This window comes from uncultured Phascolarctobacterium sp. (genome assembly GCF_937920985.1).
GTDB lineage: Bacteria > Bacillota > Negativicutes > Acidaminococcales > Acidaminococcaceae > Phascolarctobacterium_A.
In genome coordinates, this window is record NZ_CALDXR010000059.1 from 53755 (window position 1) to 74508 (window position 20754).

At 49.8% G+C, this 20754-nt stretch carries 16 protein-coding genes; 2 read left to right on the plus strand and 14 right to left on the minus strand.

Annotated features, from left to right (window positions below):
• Positions 1 to 37 precede the first annotated feature (37 nt).
• The 13 genes from Q0612_RS10410 to Q0612_RS10470 all read right to left on the minus strand — a co-directional run bounded on the left by Q0612_RS10410 (position 38) and on the right by Q0612_RS10470 (position 17223).
• Positions 38 to 958, minus strand: coding sequence for a hypothetical protein (locus Q0612_RS10410; RefSeq protein WP_298884400.1), 921 nt, complete (start codon positions 956 to 958; stop codon positions 38 to 40).
• Positions 959 to 1063: 105 nt separating this feature from the next.
• Complete coding sequence (locus Q0612_RS10415) at positions 1064 to 1549, minus strand: OmpH family outer membrane protein (protein ID WP_298884402.1); 486 nt, start codon at positions 1547 to 1549, stop codon at positions 1064 to 1066.
• 140 nt (positions 1550 to 1689) lie between these two features.
• On the minus strand, positions 1690 to 2961 hold the full coding sequence (locus Q0612_RS10420) for a hypothetical protein (RefSeq protein ID WP_298884404.1): 1272 nt from the start codon (positions 2959 to 2961) through the stop codon (positions 1690 to 1692).
• Between the two features lie 22 nt (positions 2962 to 2983).
• Complete coding sequence (locus tag Q0612_RS10425; RefSeq protein ID WP_298884406.1) at positions 2984 to 4861, minus strand: outer membrane protein assembly factor; 1878 nt, start codon at positions 4859 to 4861, stop codon at positions 2984 to 2986.
• 20 nt (positions 4862 to 4881) lie between these two features.
• Positions 4882 to 5370 carry a hypothetical protein gene (locus tag Q0612_RS10430; protein WP_298884408.1) on the minus strand — a complete coding sequence of 163 codons (489 nt, stop codon included), beginning with the start codon at positions 5368 to 5370 and terminating at the stop codon, positions 4882 to 4884.
• A gap of 157 nt (positions 5371 to 5527) precedes the next feature.
• Positions 5528 to 6163: a sigma-70 family RNA polymerase sigma factor gene (locus tag Q0612_RS10435; RefSeq protein WP_021720690.1), complete on the minus strand. Its 636-nt coding sequence runs from the start codon at positions 6161 to 6163 to the stop codon at positions 5528 to 5530.
• 40 nt (positions 6164 to 6203) lie between these two features.
• On the minus strand, positions 6204 to 10493 hold the full coding sequence (locus Q0612_RS10440; RefSeq protein ID WP_298884410.1) for a translocation/assembly module TamB domain-containing protein: 4290 nt from the start codon (positions 10491 to 10493) through the stop codon (positions 6204 to 6206).
• A 228-nt stretch (positions 10494 to 10721) separates the two neighbouring features.
• Complete coding sequence (locus Q0612_RS10445) at positions 10722 to 12119, minus strand: TolC family protein (protein ID WP_298884412.1); 1398 nt, start codon at positions 12117 to 12119, stop codon at positions 10722 to 10724.
• An 84-nt stretch (positions 12120 to 12203) separates the two neighbouring features.
• The gene (locus Q0612_RS10450; protein WP_298884413.1) at positions 12204 to 13472 is read right to left on the minus strand and encodes an MlaD family protein; all 1269 of its coding nucleotides are present in this window, start codon (positions 13470 to 13472) and stop codon (positions 12204 to 12206) included.
• Positions 13459 to 14214, minus strand: coding sequence for an ABC transporter ATP-binding protein (locus Q0612_RS10455; protein WP_367181736.1), 756 nt, complete (start codon positions 14212 to 14214; stop codon positions 13459 to 13461). Before Q0612_RS10455 ends, Q0612_RS10450 begins: the two co-directional genes overlap by 14 nt.
• Positions 14215 to 14241: 27 nt before the next feature.
• Entirely contained in the window at positions 14242 to 15012 is a 771-nt protein-coding gene (locus Q0612_RS10460) for an ABC transporter permease (protein ID WP_298884415.1), read from the minus strand.
• A 138-nt stretch (positions 15013 to 15150) separates the two neighbouring features.
• Entirely contained in the window at positions 15151 to 16818 is a 1668-nt protein-coding gene (locus Q0612_RS10465; protein ID WP_298884417.1) for a SpoIVB peptidase S55 domain-containing protein, read from the minus strand.
• Between the two features lie 102 nt (positions 16819 to 16920).
• Positions 16921 to 17223 (minus strand): hypothetical protein, encoded by a 303-nt coding sequence (locus tag Q0612_RS10470; RefSeq protein ID WP_021720697.1) that lies wholly within the window; start codon positions 17221 to 17223, stop codon positions 16921 to 16923.
• 268 nt (positions 17224 to 17491) lie between these two features.
• On the opposite strand from Q0612_RS10470, the gene Q0612_RS10475 reads away from it, so the two are divergent.
• Together Q0612_RS10475 and Q0612_RS10480 are read left to right on the plus strand one after the other, a co-directional pair.
• The gene (locus tag Q0612_RS10475; protein WP_298884419.1) at positions 17492 to 18286 is read left to right on the plus strand and encodes an SH3 domain-containing protein; all 795 of its coding nucleotides are present in this window, start codon (positions 17492 to 17494) and stop codon (positions 18284 to 18286) included.
• A 24-nt stretch (positions 18287 to 18310) separates the two neighbouring features.
• Entirely contained in the window at positions 18311 to 18907 is a 597-nt protein-coding gene (locus tag Q0612_RS10480; protein WP_298884420.1) for a L,D-transpeptidase, read from the plus strand.
• Between the two features lie 85 nt (positions 18908 to 18992).
• Here Q0612_RS10480 and Q0612_RS10485 read toward each other — a convergent pair whose 3' ends face one another.
• Positions 18993 to 20387: a phosphodiester glycosidase family protein gene (locus tag Q0612_RS10485; RefSeq protein WP_298884422.1), complete on the minus strand. Its 1395-nt coding sequence runs from the start codon at positions 20385 to 20387 to the stop codon at positions 18993 to 18995.
• Positions 20388 to 20754: the final 367 nt, after the last annotated feature.

The following is a 20754-nucleotide window of genomic DNA, read 5'->3' on the forward strand; positions in this document are numbered from 1 at the left end:
AATTATAGCATGAATCAGGCCCGGGCACGTGAACGTATCACGTCTTTTTTAAGGCCTTGATTATGGCATCGGTAATATCCTCCGCCTTCATATTAACTCTAAACTTATTAAAAACAATAGTATAACCGCGTTCATGCGCCAGCTTCACAGCCTGACTTTCGATATCCTGATTGATTTGCTTCTTCAAGCTATCATTCTTCTCCTGCTGCTTATCAATTTCTCTGTCGATAACACTCAGCGCATTGTTTAATGCCTTCGGTGCCGTATCAAGCATTTCCTTGTCGCGTTCCTCCGGCGATTTGAGCTGCTGCATAGCCTGAGCATGATACTTCTGTGCCATCTCACGCATCCGCTTCTCAGCCTGCTCTTTATAAGGCAATACCTTGGCATCAACCAGGCGTCGTTTTTCCGCCTGCAGCTCACCAATCTGCACACCACGCTCCTGCTGCAAATGCTGCAGCTGCTTTTCAACCGCCTGACGTTCATCAGGCTTCATTTTTACGGTCTCCAGCAGCGCGCGTAAATTAAACAGCTTCAGCTTATAGGCTTCTTCAACCTCTGTTTTGCGTGCAGCCAGCTTGCTGTCTGCTTCTGCCTCAGCCTGTGCTACAAACTTCTGTAGCTTAGCATTTTCAATCTCCCTTTGTTCTACCATCCGGGTATTGAAATCAGCCTCCATGAAGCTTTGCTGGCTTAACTGCCGCAGACTGCGCAGCTTATTCAAGCTGCTTAGCTGCGCCTTGGCCAACTCCTCCTGACCTTTACGCTTGTTCAGCAGATCCTGCAGGATTTTTTCGCCCTGCTCCAGCTTAGCATACTGAGGATGGGCGCTTACCGCCTGCTCCCAGTTGATAACAGCAATTTTTTCCTGCGGTCCCCGGAAATTGGTACTGCATGCCGAAATCAGCAGAGCAGCTGCAATAATAGCACTTATTTTTACCAGCTTGTTCTTCTTCATGCCTGCCTCCAATAACATTGCTGAACATCCGTAAATACCGCGATTAAATTGACATTACACAAGGCAATCTGCCAACTTCAGAGCAACAATGCGCTGAAGAAGCTGTTATTTGCCTGCCTGCATAGACTTGGCAACCTCGTCGGTAATATCTACACCGCCGAAAACAACAGTGTTCTTATCTACTACAACTGCCAGACCTTTTTTGTCGGCAATCTTTTTGATGCTGGCTTCGATTTTCTTCAGCACAGGGTCCATCAGCTCTTTTTGTTTGTTGGCCAGACGTTCCTGAGTCTGAGTATAATACTTTCTCTTTTCTGCCTCGTTCATGGTCTTGCTTTTCTCATTGAAATCCTTTTGGGCAGATTCGATTTCTTTGTTCATAGCTTCGTTAACTTTGCTCAGATCCGGGCTTTGTGCTACCAGCATCTGATAGTTAACTACACCGATAGCAGATTCGCTGGAGGCTGCAAAAGCACTCTTGCCAACACCGCTCTGCGTTACAGAAAGCGCAAAGCAGCCCAGTACAAAAATGGCTGCTATAAACAAGGAGATCAGTTTTACATTTTTAGGGTTACGCAATTTCTGCATCATAATCTAAATCCCTACCTTCTTTTCCTCATACAAAAATTCAGAAGCGGCAAGAGCAGAAAACAACAGTCATCTGCTTCTGTCCCGTCTGTTGCAATAATATATCTTATTATATCAGTCTACGCTCATTCTTTCAAGAATTGCTACAGATTTCCTATAAGACGCAGGTAAAATTCCTGCCCGCCATAAATATATTCCGCACTTAGGAACTCATGAATGCGGTAGCGCACCGCAAATTCATTACGGTTATCACCGGAAAAATGCTCGGCCCGCAAGCGCCATTTAGGACTCAGGCAATATTCCAGACGGTAATTGTTGTCACCCATAGGCATACGCCGTACATAGCTCCAGCTGCTCTTGCCCCAATAATGCGTATAACCGGTGCCGAAGCGCCACTGGACATCATCCAGGATAACCTCTGCCTCGCCAAAAATCTCGTCACGCGGCGAAATAAATTTACCAAGATGCGCCTTGCCGGAAAGGTTATCCTTATCACGGCCGATATCGCCATAGCCTTCAAACCAGATTTTATAATCATCCGATTCAATCATAATGCTGACACCCAGATCCGCACCCGGGGTGATTTTCACCTGTGGCCGCAGCTGATAGTTTTTTACCTCCGGCTCAGTCATAAGCTTCTCTAAAAGCTGCTGCTCCAGCTCCTGTCGGTGCCGCTGCACATAAGCCACCGGTAACCCGCGCAGCTTATCGCACTCACCGGCGTATTTGTACTTCATCTGCATCAAAAGCACATTGGGAATATCCTCACTGCGCAGCTCATAGCGAATGTCGCGCACCAACTGCCCTACGGGATAGATAACAACCTGCACTACAGTGCGTCCATCCTCCTGCAGCACGTCAACAGCCGGCTTAAATTCAGGCAGCTGTGCTTGCACCTCGCTGCGTACCAGCTTGCGCAGTACGCCGCCGGCCCAGTCGCCTGCATCTACCGAGGCACCGCTGATGGCCTGCTCCAGCTGAGCCTGCAGCGCCGGAATACGCCGCTCCAGCAGAGCCGCCGTCTGCGGCTCTACGCCGGAAAACTGCAAATCGATAAGCGGCTTTTCGATAACCTTGTTCCAGGGACGTGCATACAAGCACACCTGTGTCGCTTCACCTACATCAAGCTGAACATCAGTCAGCTCGTAGCCGGTAAACACCCTGTCACCGATTTCCGTCAGCAGCCGGGCATAATCCTCCCTGGCTGCAGCAATTTTTGCCGCATCCTTCTCAAGGAACAGCTGGTCTGCAACCACCTGCATACTGCTGCTCATCTTCTGCAGCAGCAGCGGGCTGGTGCCGCCGTTTGTATCTATAACCTGCACCTCTACTCTGTTAACCGGTGCAGAAAAAGCATGCTGCAATGGCAAGATGCTTGTCATTGCAGCACAGAACAGAATCTTATTCAGCTTCATAGCCTAAATATTCTCCGCAAAATCAGAACTGTCCACCAAAGCTGAAGTGGAATTTGCCGCCATCTTCACCATAGCCATAATCCAGCTTAACCGGACCAAGCGGGGAGTTGATACGCAGGCCTACGCCGTAGCTGTTCTTAATCAGGCCCATATCAAATTCGTCCTCATGACGTTTATCCCAGGCATAACCGTTATCGGTGAAGAGTACGCCCTGTACCTTCTTGACAATCGGGAAGCGGTATTCCAAAGTAGCCTTCAGCATGCTGTTGCCGCGGAACTGGTCATCCTCGTAGCCACGCAATGTATCGCTGCCGCCCATGGTAAAGCGCTGAGACAACGGCATGCTGCCGCTGGCATAGCCTACACCCAGGTTCAGTGCCCAAACGCTTTCGCCGCCTGCACGATAGTAATAGCGCCAATCGGCAGTCCATTTGGTGAAGTCAAAGTCACCGCCCATGCCGCCGGCCCATTCTACGCTGTAGCCAATGCGCTTGCCTTCATGCGGATCATAGATGTTGTCGCGGGAATCATATACACGGCCGAAGGTAATACTGCGGGTAACACCAAAGTTTTCCTTACGGCGCTCTGCAGCAGTTTTCGGCATCCAGTCTTCGTATTTATCACTTTTATCAGTATCACTCTTATAGAACTGATCTTCATAATACTGATCTTTATCATTTTCGTAGCCGTCAGCTTCGCCCTTATAGATATCATCACGGTTTTTAAGCGTAATGTAGTTGCTGACAAATTCATTATGGGTTTTGCGGCTGAAGGTAATTTCCTGACCACGACGTTTTTTGTCGTAACGGGCAATTTCATCGCCGTCGATGTTGTAGTCAGCATATTCGTTGGTGATATCATAAAGGTTAAGAGTAGCACTGGTCTCTTTATCATCCAGCCAGGGGCGGGTATAGCTGAAGTCATAGTTCTTGTTATCCTCGCCGCCAAACTCCCATCGAACATTAATCTTGTCGCCAATACCGCGGAAGTTCTTATCGCCGATAGAAACCATGCCGACAAAGCCATCGGCATTACTGTAGCCTGCGCCAATGCCAAAGGTACCGGTGTTCATTTCTACTACCGAAATCTCTACCTCAACGCCGTTAGGCTCACGGCCAGGGTTCAGCTTGATGTTAACATCTTCGAAATAGCCCAGGTTATAGACACGCTGCATGCTGCGGCGCGCAGCCTTGGCGTTAAAGGGCTCCCCCTTCTTCAGCTTCATTTCACGGGTAACAACATAATCCTTCGTCTTAACATTACCCTTAACCTTAAAGCCTTCTACGATGCCTTCGTTGGCAGTAACCTTCAAGGTACCGTCCGGCTCCATATGCACGTCAGTAACACGCGCCAGAATATAGCCGTTGGAACGGTATTCCTCCTCCAGCTTCTGGACGCATTTATTGATATCCTTCAGGTTAGCAATCTTACCCTGCTCCAAGTCAAAGAAGCCTGCCACCTTCTGCTTATTCAGCACGGTGTTGCCCTCAACCTCAGTTTTCTGGTAAACGGGGTTTTCCATCACATGATAGATTACCTGTACGCCTTCCGGAACCAGCTTGAATTCCGGGCGCAGGTCATAGAACCAGCCCATGTCATAAATAGCACTCAAATCCTCGCTCAGGCCAGCTTCAGTAAATTGCATGCCAGGCTTGGTTTTCAAAGCAGCAGCAATCTCTGCCTCAGGCACAGTCTTATTACCGGCAATAATCTGCTTGGTAATGGTCTTTCCCAAATATGGTGCCAGGCTTGTTTCTTGCTGGCTTTCCGGTGCAGTATGCGTTACAGAGGTACCAGCACCTGCAGCAGGTGTCGGGATTTCTTCGGCGTAAACAGGAGCAGCCAGCAGCATTGCTGCCAGGCCTACTGTCAAAGGCCGCCATAAGTATTGTTTCTTCAATCGATATTCCTCCTCATGATTCATTTAGAGTTACTGAGTTCAACTCGTGCTGACTGCACTAATTTATGCATATCGGCTTTGGATATAGTAACACGGTCAGGATTTTCTTTATGCTCCTGTGCCGGCACATCATTGGCAGACTGTTTCTGTTGGGGTACAGTCCTTGCAGGCGCCGCCTGTACAGGCATGGCCTGCTGCGGCTTAACCACCGGTGCTGCCGCTGGCGGCAGCGCAGCTTGCGCCTTCACGCGGTAATGGTTTCTGGCAAAACACCAGCCACCAAAACCGGCAACTACTAACAAAAATGCTGCACAGACTGCCAGAACCTGACGGTTCCAGCTCCAGGGGCGGTCCTTTTTCCGACGCAGGTTTTTCAGCTCGGCCTCCGCCATCATCAAATCAAGCTCGCCCCTGATATCCTTATTATCCATAAAGCTTTGCTCCGCCTTATCCAGACTGCTTTTTATGCAGCGAATACGATGGAACAATGTGCGGCTTGGCTGCGTCATGCTTTTACCCCTTTCTGTACATAATTGTTTTTAATAACTATGTCTTATATAATCAGCTGACGTCCTGTATTTTCACAAGCCATTTAAGATGATTACAGCAGATTTAGTAAGGCTAACTGGCATTTTCGCTATTTTTCGTCATATATTGACTTATATATTATTCCTTGTTAAATTCATGGATAAAGCGTGAAAGCATGCCGCGGATGCGACGCACTCCCTGCTTCTGCAGGCGGTAAACATGACCGAGGCTTACATCAATAGCGTCGGCAACTGCCTGCGCCGGCCTGTCTTCCAGATACATGCCCTGCAGCACCTGCTGCTCCTTCAGCGGCAGGCGGTCCATAGCCTGCGCCACCTTTTCGCAAAGCAGCTGCTGTTCGGCAACCTCGCTGGGCGAAGCCAGCTCCGAAGGCAACGCATCACTGAGGGTAAAACCATTGGACAATTCACTGTCCAGGTAAAGCATGCCCTTTTCTGAGCTTTTCCTCAGATAATCTACCATGCTTCCCTTAATGCGATAGGAAGCAAACAGGCTGAAGGCTACCTGCCGCTTGTAATCGTAGCTTTCTGCAGCCTCCAGCAGGCCAACCATGCCCTCCTGAATCAGCTCCATTGTCTCTGCCTCCGGCAGCCTGAAGCTGGCAGCAATTTTAAAAACTAACGGCTGATAAGCCGTCATCAGGCGTTGGTGCGCCGCTTCGTCACCGTCAGCATCACGCCGCCAAAGCTCCAGCTCTTCCTCCGGCTCCAGCAGCAAAGTCTTTCTCAGCTCTTCCAAATAGCCTTGCAGCATCTGTTCACCTCCCTTCTTATCTACATTTGCACAGCAATGCTCAGAACGATATCTTATATTCCAGGCCATACCAATCCTTGGGATCCTTGGACAGATCATAGCTGCGGGAATATGTTATATTCATATGCTTACTGATATCATACTGTCCGAAAATACTTCTGTCGACAGCATCGAAGCTTGTTGTATAACCAATCATAAAGTTATTATTCAGATATTTGCTTACTAGAACATTATACTGGTTTTTCTCGTCTGCCGTCAACTCTTTATTACGGTCATGAACGCTTTCAAAGCCTATGCCAGAGCGCGTTTTACCGGTATAAATGCGGAACTGATCCAAGCCCAGTGTCTGCTTGACAAACATTTCTACGTCACCGAGCACCGTCATCTGCAGGCCAACTGTCATCAGATTTGCCATATCATCACTGGTAACCTCATTGCTGCCGGCACTTTCGCGCTGCAGCGTCAGCATACGCACAATCGTGTTTTGTGTCAGCGGCGGATTACTTGTCAGCTGCAAATCCATTTCGCTTACCGGCCCGTTAATCTTCATAAAGATATTATAACGGCTGAAGCGCGCCGTGCTGTCGAGGCTGACATTCGGCAAAAAGCTTCCCGGATCAACCCATACCAGACTGGCATTATTCAGCTTAAAGTCGGTACGTAAATATTTAACAGTGCCCTTATCAGCTTTAATCGTACCGTCAATCATTGGGAAGAGCGTGCTGCCCTTGATATCAATACCGCCCTTAAGCCAGATATCATACAGATAGCTGTTATAAAGGTGCACCTTCGGCCCCAGCACAAGCTTCATATCCAGGCCGATATTGCTGTCCCCCTCGCTCAACTCAGGCACTGTCGGCATATTAATCAGCACGTCATCCAGACGCAAACTGCCGGCAAGCCGCGGGCGAAACGCCATAGGCGGCGCAGCATTACCCTTGCGGTTTTTCATATCGGGGTATTTTTCCGGCTGCAGAGTTACGTCACTGGTAATCGTACCGGTGAAAATCTTAGATGCCAGCTGCGCCTTATCAGCCTTGATATGCAGACTGTAGGCTGTATCAGCATCGGTATGCAGTGCATAGCTGCCTTCGGCACTGAGCGTGCCCTTGCCTAACTTAGTAGACAGGTTCTTCAGCTGTACAGTATTACCGTTAAACAGTACGTCCAGATTGATATCATCAAAAACAGTATTGATATATTTAACCTTAACACTGCCGCCGGCAATTTTTACCGAACCGAACAGCAGCGGCTCCTCCAGCGTGCCTGCCAAACGGATTTTGCCCTGCGTGTCGCCTACGCCCCATTCCACCATTTTGGTAAGCGCCGGCAAAATTCCCAGACGCGCCTTATCCAGGTCCATCACAATGTTCATCTGTGCATCAGGATTACGGCGTTGCTTTTTATCGCGGAACAAATCCAGCGGAATATCACCCGCTGCGCTGACGCCGTAAGCATCCTTAGTGGCAATCAGCTGCTGCAGCTTAATGTTGTCGTCTGCCAAGGCCAGCATCGCCGTCATATCGTCTACACTTACGCCTGCAACAGAACCGTTGGTAATTTCCAGCGAAGCAGTTCCCTGGGGATTATCAAAGCTGCCCTGCACCTGCACCAGCATATCAGTTTCGCCCTTAATTTCCGGCGGATCCTTCATAACTGCCGTAACAATCGCCGGGTTGGCCTTCACTGCCGCAACCTCGATATCCAGCATTCTTTGCTTAAGATCTACCGAACCGCCGACAGCAATAATTCCTCTATCGCTTACGCCATCCTGCTCCTGCAATCTGACATTGTCAAAATGCAGCACGCCGCCCTTATCAATGCGTCCTTCAAAACGCATATGTGCATAATTAAGGTCGTGAATTTTTACATTATCGGCCGCAGCCGTAATTTTTACGCCCTCGCCATGGCCTTTGTAGCTGAACAGCAGCTCACCCTGCATCAAGCCATTGATATCGTAATCCTGGCGCGCCATGCGCAGCAGGCCGCCAATATCGCCCCAAAGGTTTTCTACCTTGCCTTCAATATAGTGCTGAACCAGGTTAATATTAAGATCTGCACTATACAGGCCATAGTTGATTGGATCATCACGATAAGGCTGCTTAAAGGAAGCGTTCAGCTTATTCACATCACGACCATTGCTGGCCAGCGTACCCTTGAGCTCCGTCAACGGTTCATCGTTAATCGTTATTCTGTCACTGCTGACTTCACCATCAAAGAAGGGAGCTGTCAGTGTACCGCTCAGATGTCCCTTGGCGTTAACCTTGCCGCCTAAAGCAACTGTGTCGTCACTAATCGGCAAATGCTCCAGGTCAACATTTTGAGCATCCATAACAAAGTTCAGCCTGCGATCGGCAGTCATCGTACCATCCAAGGTAAGACGTCCATAGAAGGCATCTACTACAAAATCCTGCAAGCGCAGCAGGCCGTCCTCATAAGCATAATGACCGCTGATATTATTAAACAGCTGCTTGGCGGCACTGCCGTCGGACGCATGCACTTCACCATGAATATAAGGATGGCTGAGGCTGCCCTTTACCTGCATCACATTATCAAGATTACCGGTAACTATATCAGGCTTGCCCACAAGCACCATCAGCGGCTCAATGCGCACGTTCTTCGTTGTCAGTGTAAGCTCCGCCACAGGCTCTGCTCCCTGCAGATTAATCGTACCGTTAAGAATATGCTGTCCCTGATCCATATGCGCAGTAAAATCCTTAAAGCCCAGGATATTATCCTTCATGCTGATAATGCCATGCGCTTCGTTAAGCTTCTGCGACATAAATTCTGCCTGCGTCAGCTGTACCATGCCGGAAAACTCGGGTGCATCCAGCGTGCCGCCGACATCAAAGCCGGTAGAGCACAGACCACGTCCATCCTGACAGGCTGCTGCCAGCACAGGATCAATCGGGAAATCGGCCATACGTCCGTGAACAGCCAAAGCGCCATCCTTGGCAACACGTCCTTGGGCAGCCAAGGTACCGCCGCCGTCGGCAAAAAAGCTGAGGTCGTCAATATTAAGGCCCTTGCTGTCATAGCTGCCGTCAAAGGCTAAACGTTTAAGCTTCAGGCTGCGCCAGCTGATATCCATTGTATCGGCAGCAGCGTGCAGAGAAATTTTATCCTGCACCAGCTTGGCCAGAACTGCCAGCTTACCGTTGATATGTACCTGCTCCTGCTGTTTGCCGGGCAGGCTCTGCGTAACCTGCTGCAGCTGTGCGTCTGCCGTCAGTACCTGCTCCTTAAGGTCATACGTACCGTTAGCGGTAATCGTACCGCCGCCGTATTGCGCACTCACGTCATGGAGCTGCACAACGTCCTTAGATACATCAAACGGCACACGCAGCTTTTCCGCCTTATAGCCTTTATAGGCCAACACATCACTGCTCAGTACGCCAAAGCCGGAAGGCGCGTCAGTATCACGCAAATCAGCTTCACCCTCCAGGTGTAGCTTCTGCCCGTCAACCACAGCGTCAAGACTGCTGACGCTGATAAGGTTTTCATCCGCGCGTACCAGGCCGTCAAGCTGCAGACTGTGCTGCTCGCCTGCCAGGCTCAGCTTACCGCTGAGTGCTGCCAGCTTCACTTCACCGCTAAAGCGCTGCTTGCCGTTCTTATTCACATAAAGCAGAGCGAGCTTGCCTAAGCCGCCCTGCAGCTCATCAACATTACCGTATTGCTTAGCCAAAGCGGCATAGGGTGCCAGCGCCAGCTTGTCGCCGGTCAGCTTCATGCGGCCCTCGCCCTTGGTAGTCATCGTGCCGGCCAGCTTCAGCTTATCGGCGCCGCTGGTCACAGCCAAATCCACGGCAAAATCAGGATTGGCACCGCCGTTGATATTGCCTTCCACAGCAAACTGCCACTTGCCCTGCGGCATAGTTACTACCAGCTCGCCCTTGTCTACCGCCAGCGTACCGTAAAAAGGCGTTTCCTCAGAATCCGACGGCTTCAGCAGATTCTGCATATTCCATTTATTTTTGTCATTCATTGTGAGATATATTTTCGGGCGCATTACATCAATCCTGCTCAGCGCACGCTCAGGCTTCTGCATAGCAAGCCAAGGGCGCAGCGTCAGCACAGTACGCGGCAGCTCCGCTACCTTCTCGCCCTTGGCATCCTTTACGACAACGTCCGTCAGCTCGGCCGTCAGGTCGCCTTCCCATTTCAGACCGCCAATAGAAACACTGCCGTTGATGTATTCCGCTGCCAGCTGCTGCAGCTGCGGTATGGCCTGCTTAATATACTTAGGCATCACCGTATGAACTAAAAAGATATAGCCTGCCGCAAGCAGAATGATTAATGCTCCTATAAATTGCAGATATTTTTTCATGACACTTCACCATTTAATAGTTTAACAAAATTCTATGACAAAAATATGACAAGACTGTTTTTTATATACTCCGACTTTTATTTATTCGACATCAGCAGAAAACATCCTCTTATTGAGAAGAAATTTCTTTTATCCGCTGAAATCTCGGCTAAAGCCGCATAAAAAAGCCGGTGAGATTTATGCCCCACCGGCCTGATTGTGTCACTGTTTATTAAATTTACGCCTTAATTATTTGGCAGCCTCTTCGGTTTTTTCTTCGGTTGCTTTAACAGCTTTTGCAGTTTTGGCAGCCTGTACCTTTACGGCAGTAGCAGGATTGCTCATCGGTACGCCGATAGAGGTTTCCAGTGCTGTCTTGGAGGTATTGTAATCATACAAAGCCTGTGTATAGTTGGTCTTAGCCTGAGTCAGCGCAACCTGAGCATCAAGCACGTCAGTGTTGGTGCCAACGCCGGACATATAACGCAGCTGGGCAATGCGGTAATCCTCATCAGCCTGCTCTACAGCCAGCTTAGTGGTGCTGATACGTTTTTCTGCTTCGCGCAGTCCCAGGTAATTGCTGCGCACGTCCAGATTTACAGCGTTCACGGTATCGCGATATGTTTCCTCAGCCTTTTTCAAATCAGCTTCAGCGCCGTGAATCTTGGACAGAGTTACACCGGTATCGAAAACGTTTATGCTGACATTTACGCCGACACCCCATTTACCGTTTTCATCACCGGGCCAGCTGGTATCGCTCCATTGCTGGGTAGCGCTGGCAGCAACCTGCGGCATATGACCGCTGCGAGCAACCATCAAAGCGCCCTTGGCAGCGTCCACGCCATATTTAGCCTGCATCAGCTCCGGACGATGCTCGGCAGCATAAGCCAGGCAGTCATCCATGTTTTGATCATAGGCATTATAAACAAGCAGATTATCGAGCTTCAGAGTGGTGTCCATCGGCAGGCCGACGATTTTGTTCATGTTTGCTTCAGCAACCTGATAGGAATTTTCAGCCTGAATCAGGGTTTGCTTAGCATTGGCCAGCTCAACCTGAGAACGCAGCACATCTACCTTGGCTACCACGCCAACGTCATACTGTGCCTGAACATTTTTCAGATGGTCCTCCAGACGGGTAACGGATTCAGCACTAAGCTTTTGCATATTATCAGCCTGCAGCATTTTGAAATAACCGTCGGTAACGGTAGAACGCATCTCGTTATAGGTACGCTGTACGCCTACCTCGTTATATTGATAGTTAGCCTTAGCCTGTTTAATGGTACCGCTTAATTTACCGCCGGTAAAAATAGGCAGAGAAGCACTCAGACCGTTGGCGTGATTATTGCCGATGCCCTTGGTCCAAAGACCGGGAGCAGCTTCATGAAGATCATCATAACCGCCGCGCTGGGTAGTATGGCTTGCGCTGATGCTGATACCGCGGCTCTGGCGGGCAGCGTTGTAGCTGGCACGGGCACTGTCAAGCTCGTATTGGGCAATGCTTACGGTCGGATTGGTCTGGAAAGCACGCAGCATAGCGTCATCCAGGTTTAAAGCAACAGTCTCGCCGGCAAAAGCACTTTGGCTCAGTGCCATGGTCAGCGCTGCAGATAAAAGCAAGAAACGTTTTGTTAATTTATTTCTATTCATCCGAAAAACCTCCATTTTCTAAAACTGACTAACCAGTCAGTAGTAAAATTATATATTTATTTAGGGCTGTTTGTCAAATATTTTTTAGAAATAAGTACGCACACCCATATAAGTATTAGCTTTATTACCGCGCGCATCCATGGTTTCGCCGTAAAGCGACAGGTTATCATGCAAACGGAATTCGCCGCCCAGACGCACCTTGAGATCATCAAAGTCATATAACTGGGAATACAATCTGAAGTCCCTGCCTAAATCGTAGCTGGCGCCGACACCGAAATCTCCCTGCATCGCACCCATGCTGAAGGCTGCGTTGCCATACTGACGGCCTACGAGGAAATCAAATTTATTGGCATTGCCGATATCATAACCGCCCATATAAAGGAAGGTATCATCTGCCGGGTGCAGCGTTACGCCCAAGCTGCCGCGCCAATCGCCGCCCTTGGCGGCAAAGCCGGCGTCAGTTGAAACCTTCGCTTCGGTAAGCGTTCCCAAAATTTTGTTGGCACGCTCGCTCGTTTCTTTAACGTTGACCAGCGTTTCCTTCAGCGATTTTTGTGTCACAGGATCCTTGGCTACTGTTTCCAGCACCTCAACAATATTTTCCATACGCTTACTGGTATCTGCCATATTTTGGGCAATGGCAGCCACGTTCTGGCCCGTCTTGCCGTTATTATCCACACCGGCCATAATGCTTTCGATATGGGCCGCCGTGCCGTTCATGCGCTGGCTCAGCTCGTTAATCTGATGAATCATCGAAGTAATATCCTGCTGGTTAGCTACTGCCACATCAGCCATAACCTTCGTGAAGGTATTCATGTTCTCAGCGATATCATTCATATTCTTAAAGCCGGATTTCATGGACTGCTGGACTTCCTTATCGCCAAAAACATTTTCAAAGGCATTGGCGATATTTTCCATACGCTTCACCAAATCACCGGAGGAAGCAAAGAATTCATCAATACCACCGCCGGCAACACCATTAATCGTGCTGCCTTCGGCTACATAACCCTGTCCCTGCTTGGTAGGCGGGATAACACTGACATATTTTTCACCCATAATACCGTCAGAAGAAATCGTAAAGGTTGCTCCCTGCGGTATTTTGATATCGTCATTAATTTCTGTGATAACCTCTACCTTATCCGGTGCCACATTAATCTTTTTGACCGTGCCCACCTGCACGCCTGCATAGCGCACAACATGTCCTGGCATCAGACCGCTGACCTGAGGATAGTTAATGCGCAGCTCATAGCCCTTTTTGCCAAAGCTGAAAGCACCCATAAAGGTAATAATGCCTGCCAGCACTACTGCGCCGCCTAACGCAAAGGCACCAACCTTAACCTCACTGCTGCTCATTTTTCTCCTCCTCTTTCAATTCCATGCCGTTAATAAAAGCCTTCACGACTAGATTAGTACTGTTTTTTATCTCCGCCACTGTGCCCAGCTGCACAATGCGTCCATTATATAGCATAGCGATACGGTCTGCAGCATAATAGGCTGATTCCATATCGTGTGTTACCAAAACCGAAGTTACTCCCAGCGTCTGCTGGGTTTTGCGTATCAGCCTGCTGATGGTCATCGTCATCACCGGGTCCAAACCGGAGGTCGGTTCATCATAAAAAACCATCTGCGGCTGCATGGCCAGCGCCCGCGCCAGACCGACGCGCTTTTTCATACCACCGGAAAGCTCTGTCGGCATCATCTTCTGCGTACCCGGCATGCCCACCATTTCCAATAATTGGCTGACGCGCTCCTGTATTTCCTCCTCCGGCAGCTTAAAATGCCGCCGCAGGCCGAAGGCTACATTCTCGCCTACGCTCAGAAAGTCGAATAAAGCGGAATACTGGAACACTACGCCCATATGCTGGCGCAACCCATCCCATTCATCCTCTGTGAAGGAGCTTACCTCCTGACTGTCGATAACAATACTGCCGGAAGTAGGTGCCAGCAGTCCTGTCAGCAGCTTGATAATCGTGCTCTTGCCTGTACCGGACGGGCCGATAACCGCCAGTGTTTCCCCCTGACGTACAGCCAAATCAAGATTATCAAGAATCACCTTGCTGCCAAAGGCCATTTTAAGTTGTCGGAGCTGAATCATTGCTGCATTTGACATTTTTCCGGCTCCTTACACATACAAAATAATCGAAAGAAAATAGTTGGTGATAAACACCAGAATAATCGAAAGCACTACCGAGGCTGTAGTCGCCAGGCCAACGCCTTCCGCGCCATTCGGCGCGTTCAGGCCCTTATAGCAGCCTACGATAGCAATTATCGCACCAAAGACACAGCTTTTGACCATACCGCCAAACACGTCATAGAACTCTGCCAGTGTCCTGATAGAATTTTCATAAGTAAAGCTGCCGATGCCGGCGTAATAATGCGCCACCACCCAGCCGCCGATGTTACCGATAAGGTTAGCAAAAAGCACCAATAAAGGCATCATCAGCACCAGCGCAATAAAGCGCGGCACCACCAGATAGCTCACAGGATTGGCAGCCATAACACGCAGCGCGTCAATCTGCTCGGTAACCTTCATCGTACCAAGCTCCGCTGCAATCGCCGCACCGATACGGCCGGCAACAACAACGCCTGTCAGCACTGGCACCAGCTCACGCGCCATGGCGATAGCCACAATGCCGCCTACGGTAGAGGACGCCCCCAGACGCACGAACTCCTTGGCTGTCTGTACGGAAAAAACCATACCGGTACAGAGAATCGTCATCATCACAATTGGCAGCGAATCTGCTCCCAAAAGTGCCATCTGACGCACAACCTCCTTGCCATTGGCGTCCTTCAGACGACGCAGCGTAGCCAGCAGCAGCAGCGTCAGCCTGCCGCTGGCCGCACAAAAGGCTAATATTCTGTTGCCCATTGCTTCACAGATAGATTTCAGCATTTTTATATCCTTATCTTCAGCTTTTTCTACATAATCATTATACCGCCAAATTATGGCGAATGTATGACGCAAAGAGGCCATACCGATACAGTAACTGGAAAATTTTTGTTTAGCGAAAGAAATTATCACTCTGCAAGTTTACTTTTCAACGGTAAGCATGACTTCGCTCTCGCCGTCAATAATAAAATCAAAGGGATACTTCTGCTTGAACGGAGAGCCCTGCAGCATACCCGCAAGGCCTGCATCGTTAGCAGCAGCCTCCGGATTCGGCGGCTGCATTTGTCCCATCGCCACATCAATAATCAGCTCATTATTCTTGTCGGCTGTATTCACGCTCTTGATATAATCGCTGAGCTTGTGACGTGTTTCCTTCTTCTTGGCTGCTGGAACACCTTCAGCCTGCTGCTTGCGCAGCAATTCGATAGCCCATGCCATGCTGCTGCCACCGCGTACGTTCAGCGCCAGCTTGCCACCCGGATGATCCTTAGGCACCTTGAAATAAACTGTCCTGGTAAATTCTTCGCCACGATAAGGCTTCATAGTAACATCAACAGCTACCTTATCACCGGACTTAACCTTGGCATTCTTGATGCGCACGTTAAGAATTTCCGCCACCTGTACCGCATTGCTGACCTCAACCTCTACGTTGATGCCATAAAGCTGCACCGGCTCAAACTTATTCTGCATCAGAATCGTTATCGCCTCCGTCAGCTCTGCATCAAGATTCTTCAGCAGCGCATCATTGGAATAATACATATTTTCGCGGTCAATCGTCAGCATTTCCTTCTTGCTGTCCACGCCGGTGATTGTAAAATGCAGCTTGGCTGTGCCACCGCCATTACGGTCCACAGTCTTGCTCACAGTATTGACTACTGCTGCATCGACCATCGAAGGCACCAGCTGCGGATCATCAATCAGACGCATACGCATGCTGTTGGCCTGACCGCGGCTGCTATCGTTAACCGTAACAAACATCGGAATAGAATCGGGCTGCTTGCCGACTACGCCGCCGATACCGCTGGCACGGTCCTGCGTAATGCTGCCGATAGCCTCACCCAGATTGCCTACCTTATAGCTGCTCTGCAGGTTAGGCACTACGCCCAGCACCCACACCTTATTCATAAAGAAATTGCTGCTGCCGCGCTGCATAAAGGGGTGGCCGAAGGCCAGAATCTTACCGCTGTCATCGGTCCAGGTAACAGTACCGAGAGCGCCAAGAGTCATATCACCCTGCATCAGAGCCACGCCGACACTGCTGCCCGGCTCCAGCGGCTTAGCGCTGGAAGCGCCGGCAGCACCGCTGTTGATTGCTGTAAGACCGAAAGGCTGCAGCTTCTCCTGCAGATATTCCATGCCGTATTCCGTAAAACCGCCTGCCATCAGCGCCGTTCCCTTAGGAATCCAGTCTGCCGGCAGCTCTTTCGGTTCGTCCAGAAGCGGTAGCATTTTGCCGATTGGTGTTAGGAAGCAGTAATGCGGGTCGTTGAAGGTCTTGCCGAAGGCCACAGCACCGACAAGTCTGCCGTCTACATAAACAGGACTGCCGCTCATGCCCTGAGCAACACCGCCTGTCTTTTCAATCAGATCGCCGTAAAGGCGCACAAAAATATTATAACCCATAGCTTCACTGCCGTTGACGCCTAATATTTCTACATTGAAGGTTTCAATAGTATCACCGCTGATAACGGTTTTGCCTATGCCCTGCATACCTGCGCGCAGGTCACGCACCGGCATCAAAGGAACATTGGCGGCAGCTGCCGTCAGCATCTGGCAGCAAAACAATAATGCTAATAAAAATACTCTCATACTCGCTCCTAATAATAAAATATTTACCGGTCCGCTTCCGGTATTTTGTTCTATAATACTACAAAAACCGGCGGCTAAGAAGCTCGCCGGTTTTCTTTACCGTTATTCACTCACCTTAGCTACAACCTGCTGTGCCTCAATCTTATCACCGGGTTTAACCAGTACCTGGCTAACCTTACCTGCAGTTGTAGCACGTGCAGCAGCAATACTGCCGCCAGCTATAGATTTTACCTTTACCAGAATGTCACCCTGCTTAACCTGGGTGCCCTCCTGTACCAGTCCATCGGCAACTACAATACCGCTGACAGCGGCGCGCTGGTCAGTCACAGCAGCACAGCCAACGGCAGCAAGTGTAAAGATGCCTAAAGCGGCAATAGTCAAAATCACTATCAACTTTTTACCCATGTGACTCACCTCATTTCAGATATATTTCTCTAACATAAATTATACAGCCTCAGCAATATTTTGACAAGTGAACAGACTGTAAACCGCTCTTAAATAAAACATTATGAAAATCATCTGCAGTTAAAAAATTACCGGCACATAATTTTTTACGCTTTTTTTGCCTATCCTACCCGAAATCACCCTTTGGGGTAGGGTGCAAAAGCGTTTTTTTGGCTATAATATAAGCATCAAAGAATATAATTTCCACATCTGGAAAGGAGATGTTGTTATGAAAATCAAAAATTTTGCTATTGGAGCACTGGCAGCAGCAATGCTCTTCACCGGCACATCTGTTATGGAGGCAGCAGTCTATAATACCTCCGCAAGCAGACTCCCTACTAATATTGACTCCCGCTGCGGCAGAACAGAAGCCTTTCTGCTGAAAAATACCCGCTTTGATGTAAAGCATACCATGACCGAAAAATATGCTGAGGAATATGTTGCTCCCTGCTTCAGCCGCAAGGGCATCTACATCAGCGATATGGAGGCCAAAGCTATTGCCTTTGCCGCCTTGCAGATGTATGATGTGCAGCAAAGCAGCAACGGCTCCACAGTGAGCTTCAGTGCCAAGGGCGAAGCCGATTCCGGTGATGGTGATTACTGGCTGACTACTATTTATGAAAACAAAAAATATATCAATGCCTTTATCAGTACCTACGATGATCTCTGCACCGAAAACGCACACTCTGTCCCTGCCAGCAAAGGCTATGCTCAATATGGGGACAGCATGTCTGCCGAAGTTTTACAAGTCATCAATCAAAGAAGATACAACCTCTACAGCAAATTTGAAAACATGGACAGCTATTGGGCTCCCGGCGTAAGACTGGTTTTAACCGGCGACTATGTAAACTTCCGCACCGCCCCCTCCACAGGCAGCAATGTAATTGATTCGCTGATGTCCGGCGAAGAAATAGCACCGTTAGAAGGCGCATTCGAAGCCGAAGGCCGCCAATGGTGGAAGGCTATTAACGCTCAAGGCGAGGTTGGCTATGTAAGTGCAGATTTTGTACGCGTAGCCTGCTAAATAAGCTTTAAGGAAGTATCAGCAATGCTCAAAAAACTTTTAGGCTTAATATTTAGCGTCTGCCTGCTGCTAAGCTGCAGCTTGGCAGCTGCGGCGCCTGCCTCCGCGCTGTTCGGCAACGCCAGATATCTCATCTGCATCCACAAGCAAAGCTACCGCCTTGACGTCTATCAGCAGGGTGTGGAGGAAGCAGTCTGTAGCTATCCTATCGCTGTTGCCAAAAACCCCGGCGACAAGCAGTACACCGGTGACAACCGTACCCCCACCTCCTGGGGCAGCGCAGCAGCAATTCCCTCCTACTACACAGGTGCGGCAGTAGGCGTGCCTTCAGCGCAGGTTCCCTTCCGCATCGAGGAGGTTTGCCCGGCGCATTACTGGACGCACGATTTCGGTGACGGCAAGGGCGTAATCGAAGGCGCCTATGGTCCCTGGTTCCTTTCGCTGGACACCGGCTGGATAGGCATCGGCATTCACGGTACGCATGACCCCGCCTCTATCGGCACCATGGCCTCCGAAGGCTGTATCCGCCTGCGCAATGAGGATATCCAAAGCCTGAAGGAGCTTGTCTGCAGCGATGATAACGGCGGCATCGGCACCGGCGTAATCATCACCGAGGATTAAACTATAACCCGCAACAACAAAACAAGGAGCTGTCACAGCTAACGCGTGACAGCCCCTTGTTTTTTATTTTGCCTATATAACCAGCTTATTTGATGAACAATCCCAGACCGATGCTCACCAAGCGCTCGCGCCCGTCCGACGGATTGTTGACGATTTTGCCGTTGATGACCATTTCGCTGCTGCCGCCGCCATCATAATTGACAGCGCTCACTGCCCCCAGCTTCACAAAATACTGCGCCAGCTCCGCGAGCGTCATGCCTGCGGAAGCACTGCTTCTGCCGTCAATAACAAGCATTAAAAGCGTGCCGTCCTGCTTCAGGCCGATTGCAGTACGCGGTGCTCTGCCGCGTGCGATATCGGGAGCCATCTGCTCCTCCGCAGTACGCACATTCACCCTGCCGTTTTCTACCAGCAGCGGACCGCCGCTGACAACAGTTGTTGCCGCATCCGCAATGCTGCTGCCCAGGCTCTGCGTAAGCGCTACATGGTCGCCCAGGCGCAGGCCTGCCAGAGCAGCCGCATTTGTGCCATGACCGGAAATCACTACGCAGCCCGGCTCCAAAGACATATTGCCTGCTGTAGAAACAGCAACAACACGGCCATTTTTTATCTTTACCTCACGCCCATACTGATTTGTTTTGGTCGAGGTAGCGTAATAGGAATTAAACAGCACCAGGTCATTGGCAATGCGCGCACGGTTCATGCCCTTCAGCTGCAGCGCTCTGCCGTCAGGCAGTGTTACACTGCCGGTGTAGGCAATGTCGCGCACAATCTTCTGCTCGTTGCCCTGTACTACATAACCGCTGCGCGGCGTAGCATCCATAGCGACAAAATTGCCCTTATCCTTAACGTTGCCGATAACCCAGCCGTCGGTATCAAAATACGACGCATTGATGGCAGCCACAAGGCCTCTTTGTGCTGCCTGCGCAGCCAGGCTGCCGCGTCCGTTATACATGCCTGCGGCCGAGAAAGGCCTCAGCTCCAGGCGTGCCGAAGGCGCAACGCTCACCAAATAGCTTACTATAGGCCTTCCGTTCAGCTCCTCCTGCGCATAGGTATAGGTAACGCCGCCGGCCAGCTGCGTCGTAGTTTTGCTGATAGGAATGCGGTAGATATCCAGCACCAAACGGTCAGGATTCTTCAGCGAATAAAGCTTATACTGGCAATCCTTAGTTAAATCTATAACCACCTGTGCCTTTTTCTTCTTTTTGGCAGGAACAGTGATGCTTTTAATCACCGCATCCTGCTTAAAGACAGGACTTTGCGCCAGCGCCGTACCTTCCGGCAGATTAACTACAATCTGCAAGCCATTTTTTTCAGCTGTATATTTAATTGGCTCCGTACTGTCGAACACCAGACGCACACGCGCCGGACTAACGCTGCTGCGCACCGCTGTGACGGGAGCGGCACTCGCCGCGAGCGGAGCAGCGCACAGCGCAGCCAGCATAAAAACAGAACATATCAGTTTTTTGAAATTCATATTCAGGACCTCTTTAGAGAAAAACAAGTAGAAGATTGAAGAATGCATTAGTGCGTCGTAATACCCCTCTCCGTCATCGCTTCGCTCAGCACCTTCGCTATACTAAGACCCATTTTTCATGTAATGAAAAATGCTGGTCGTGTTATACTCGAAGAGTGCAAGGGGCAGGCAAGAAAGTTAGCAAAACACCAAAGCAAGTAATATATCGTGGCACAACCCTCAGTCATCGCCTTCGGCGATGCCAGCTCCCTTTCAGGGAGCATATAAAAGTTCGACTAACTTGCAAAAGTCAGCGTTTAACAAGCACTGTATATCTCCCCTGAAAGGGGAGGTGGCTGCGAGCTTTTGCGAGCAGACGGAAGGGTTG